The following is a 4,379-nucleotide window of genomic DNA, read 5'->3' as shown; positions in this document are numbered from 1 at the left end:
GGAAAATGTTGACTGTGGCGCCTCGCGTGGCGACTGGTATTTCAGCAGCCTGTTAAGCACCGGGGCATTACCGACACCGAGGGCAACCGTGGCGACAAGCAGGACGCGGCCGGGCACAAATCACCGACCACGACGGGCCGCTACGATCACGACGTGCCAGTCGTGAAACCACCGCGCAAGCGCTGAATTTTCCCGGCAATTTTCCCGGCGGCACAAAAAAGGCACTTGGGCAGAAGCCTAAGTGCCTGTTTTTTATGGTGGGCCCATCAGGATTCGAACCTGAAACCAAGGGATTATGAGTCCCCTGCTCTAACCGTTGAGCTATAGGCCCTGCGCAGCGTCACAGTGTAGTGGAGCGCCCCCTGCCCCGCTACTCAGACCTCAACGGCCAGTGCCTTGGCCACCCGCTCCAGCCTGACTTCCGCAATCTCCGCGAAGTGCTGCATCTGCCGCAGATGCGCTTGAAACAACGCCACGGCCCTTCTCGCTCCCTCCAGTCCCGGCTGATTGCTTCCACCAAAGCCCTCAACCAGTTCCGTGCCCGGGAGCGTCAGCAGCGCATACGTCGTTCGCCGCGCAAACCCCAGCCGATCCTCGCGCTCGTCCTGCTGCACATCCTCCCAGTCCAGCAGCGCTGGGAAATCGATCTGCTGGGAATCAGGTGTGTCGTGCTCCACATTATTCATGGCGTAACTCCAGATGCATAAGGCGGTGCAGCAGGCCGCACGCGACGTGCGTGGCCTGCTGCGCTTGTGCATCGGTTCCGGTGGTATCCGGGCCGCCTACGCGATGTGTTGAGCATCTGCCCGGCCAGACTGCGGCCGCTGCGGGAAGAATTCAAACGGCAATTGCGACGCCGGAAGAATACGCCGGGCATGGCCCGGCGCTACCGGGTGGAGTCACCCGAACCTCGCCCCCATCGCCCTGACCCGCTCGGCGTTCCCCAGTGCCAGCGCGCGCAATCCTTCAGATCGCACCCGCACATCCCCCGCAACGCGCCCCCAGAACGCACTGGCCGCCGGTGCCGCCCAGCGCAGATGCTCCAACTCGCCGCTCTCACGCGGCGCAACCGCTTCCAACGCCACATCCGCCCGTAACACCCCCAATCGCGACGGCGCCAACGACATCGGCAGCATGTCGTAGGCCGGCGCCAACGGCAGCGGACCCCGATCAACGAAGTGGAACCCGATGTTGCCCTGGTGCATATCGCTGTTGCCGATCAGTCGGCCAAACGCATGCAACCGCGCCATGGCCTGCACGGTATCGGCGGAAATCCAACCCGATGCCTGCAGCAGCGCGCCCGCACGCGGCCACTCCGCAGTCGCCTCACCCGTAAACGCAGCCGAAAGCGACAGCAGCGAAACAAAGCCCCGCCGCCCCAGCACATCGGCGCTGCGGTCGAAGCGCGTCACTTCCAGGAAAGTATGCGTGGGCGTCTGCAGCAACTCACTGCTGGCGGCATCCACGCCAGCGTCGCGCAGGGTTTCCAGCGCGAGGTGTTCGCACACCAACAGATCGGCCCAGCGCTGCGCAGCCTCGCCACCATCAGGCTGGGCGAACTTCACGATCACCGCTCGGCGCCCGCCTCCGCTTTCCACGGTGGCGGTGAACTTGGGCTGCTCGCCACCGGGTGACGAACCCACGTCTTCGCCGGCCAGCGCAGCACGTGCGCGCTGCGGGTACTGCCGCGGCCGGTCGCGTGCCTCCACGCGGTCAGGCGGCGCATCCAGCGCGGCCAGGGCCGCCTGTACGGCCTCGCCCCCCAGCAGCAGATCGCCCGTCTCGGTTCCGCCGCCATGCACCAGCGCCACCAGCACGTCGTCGCGCTGCCAGCGCGTGAGATCCGAAGGCAGACCCGGGCCCCGCGCGCGCCCATGCGCAAAGCTGCGGCCAAGGAAACCCTGCGGGCGCAGGTCATCGAGGTACCACGGCAGGCCCGGGAAGAAGACGGCGATATCGCCCTCGGGCGCGCGCAGCAGGTTGGGACGCGCGCGGCTGGTGTCCACGTGGTAAGTGTCGCCACTGAGCGCGATCACCCGGCCCAGCTCTTCCAGGGTGGCGTCCTCGCGCAGGCGATACAGCGGCCATTCGCTGCCCACGCGGGAGGGCTGGCGCAGGGCATAGGCCGTAGCACGGGTCTGGCCCAGCCGCACGACCTGATCGCCACTGGCCGCGACCAGGCGGCTGAGGGTCATGCGGTTCGCGCCCAGGCGCTCGGCCAGCACCGCTGCGGGCTGTGGCTGGCCGGGGGGAAGCTGGGCGATCAGATCTTCGGGCTGCAGGAGCGCGCGGCGGGCCATGGCAGGGCCTACGGGACGAATAGTGTTACGTATTTAGCGCAAAAGAATGCAACCTGCAAGCAGAGTAAAACCTGGAAGCTACTGTTTCAAATAGCTTTTTGAAAAGGCGGCAGAAGCACGTACCAGAAATAGTGTTACGTAAAATTACGAATGAAATGAACAATCCGCCGGGCAGCGCCCGGCGCTACCAAAGAAAAACCCCGCCTAAGCGGGGTTTCTCTCAACACATCAGCAGTACCCGGCTATCAATCAATATCCAGGAAGCTGCGCAGCTGCTCCGAGCGGCTCGGGTGACGCAGCTTGCGCAGGGCCTTCGCTTCGATCTGGCGGATGCGCTCGCGGGTCACGTCGAACTGCTTGCCGACCTCTTCCAGCGTGTGGTCGGTGTTCATGTCGATACCGAAGCGCATGCGCAGCACCTTGGCTTCCCTCGGGGTGAGGCCGGCCAGCACGTCGCGCACGGTTTCAGACAGATTGATGTTGGTGGTGTTCTCGATCGGGGACTCCACGTTGGTGTCCTCGATGAAGTCGCCCAGATGGGAATCCTCGTCGTCGCCGATCGGGGTTTCCATCGAGATCGGCTCCTTGGCGATCTTCATCACCTTGCGGATCTTGTCTTCCGGCATGTCCATTTCCTTGGCCAGCTCCTCCGGCGTGGCCTCGCGGCCGTACTGCTGGAGCATCTGGCGGGAAATGCGGTTCAACTTGTTGATCGTCTCGATCATGTGCACCGGAATACGGATGGTGCGTGCCTGGTCGGCAATCGAGCGGGTGATCGCCTGGCGGATCCACCAGGTGGCGTAGGTCGAGAACTTGTAGCCGCGGCGGTACTCGAACTTGTCCACGGCCTTCATCAGGCCGATGTTGCCTTCCTGGATCAGGTCGAGGAACTGCAGGCCGCGGTTGGTGTACTTCTTGGCGATGGAGATGACCAGGCGCAGGTTGGCCTCGACCATTTCCTTCTTGGCCTTGCGGGCCTTGGCTTCGCCGTAGGCCATGGCGCGGCTGATTTCCTTCAGCTCGTCCAGGTCCAGCAGGGTCAGCTTTTCGATGTCGATGGTGGCCTGCTGCTCGGACACGATCTGGTCCTTCACCTCACGCAGCGCCGAAGACCACTTCTGCTTGCGCTTCAGTGCGTCTTCCACCCACTCCAGATTGGTCTGGTTGCCTTCCCAGGAACGGATGAAGTCCTTGCGCGGCATGCGGGCGGTGACGGTGGCCAGGTTCAGCACGCGGCGCTCATGCGACTTGATGTCGGCCATGGTGTCGCGCAGCTGCTTGGTCAGCACGTCGGTCAGCGGCAGCGGCAGCTTCAAGGTGACGAACACCGCCGACATCTCCTCGCGGAGCTTGGGCAGGTTCTTCTTGTCGGCCTTGGCGGCAGCCTTCTTGAAGGCATTGAAGGCGTCGGCCAGCGCCTGCATGCGCGCGGCGACTTCCTCCGGGTCCGGACCGGTCGGTGCGGCTTCTTCATCGCCGCCGTCGACATCATCGTCCTCGTCCTCGTCGCCATCGGCGTCGGCATCGTCGCTGTCGTCGGAGGCGGCAGCCGCCGGCGGGGCCGGCTCTTCCTCGGTCAGGTCGTTGAAGCCGACGATCACTTCGGCCAGGCGCTTCCGGCCTTCCTTGTGGGCGTCGTAATCGTTCAACAGCGATTCGACCGACACCGGGAACTGGCCCAGCGCGGCCTGCACCTGCGAAAGGCCTTCCTCGATGCGCTTGGCGATGGCGATTTCGCCTTCGCGGGTCAGCAGCTCGACGGTGCCCATTTCGCGCATGTACATGCGCACCGGGTCGGTGGTGCGGCCACCTTCGGTGTCCAGCGCGCTCAGCGCTGCGGCGGCTTCTTCGGCCGCGGTGTCGTCGACCTCACGGTTGCCCGTGTTGCCGTCGTTGAGAAGCAGGGTTTCCACATCCGGCGCAACTTCATGGACATCAATGCCCATGCCGTTGATCATGCCGATGATGTCTTCGATCTGTTCCGGGTCGACCATGTCGTCCGGCAGATGGTCATTGACTTCGGCGCCCGGGCATGCGCCGGGGCGAGGAACACGAAGCGATCATCGAGGCGCTGGCGCC

General features: G+C 64.4%; 2 protein-coding genes, 1 tRNA gene and 1 pseudogene. All 4 read right to left on the bottom strand.

The genetic code is table 11. The annotated features are described in order from the left end of the window. Positions 1-255: 255 nt before the first annotated feature. Positions 256-331, bottom strand: a tRNA-Ile gene (locus ACQKDV_RS18420). Between the two features lie 43 nt (positions 332-374). After that, complete coding sequence (locus tag ACQKDV_RS18415) at positions 375-686, bottom strand: hypothetical protein (protein WP_427785698.1); 312 nt, start codon at positions 684-686, stop codon at positions 375-377. 213 nt (positions 687-899) lie between these two features. Then, positions 900-2,300: a type II toxin-antitoxin system HipA family toxin YjjJ gene (yjjJ, locus tag ACQKDV_RS18410; RefSeq protein WP_427785696.1), complete on the bottom strand. Its 1,401-nt coding sequence runs from the start codon at positions 2,298-2,300 to the stop codon at positions 900-902. Between the two features lie 245 nt (positions 2,301-2,545). Then, positions 2,546-4,324 (bottom strand): annotated as a pseudogene (rpoD, locus tag ACQKDV_RS18405) (RNA polymerase sigma factor RpoD); the annotation flags it as partial. Positions 4,325-4,379: the final 55 nt, after the last annotated feature.

The organism is Stenotrophomonas sp. NPDC077659 (genome assembly GCF_050268705.1).
Taxonomy (GTDB): domain Bacteria; phylum Pseudomonadota; class Gammaproteobacteria; order Xanthomonadales; family Xanthomonadaceae; genus Stenotrophomonas.
The sequence above is the reverse complement of the archived record's forward strand: the minus strand, read 5'-3'. Positions and strand labels throughout refer to the sequence as shown.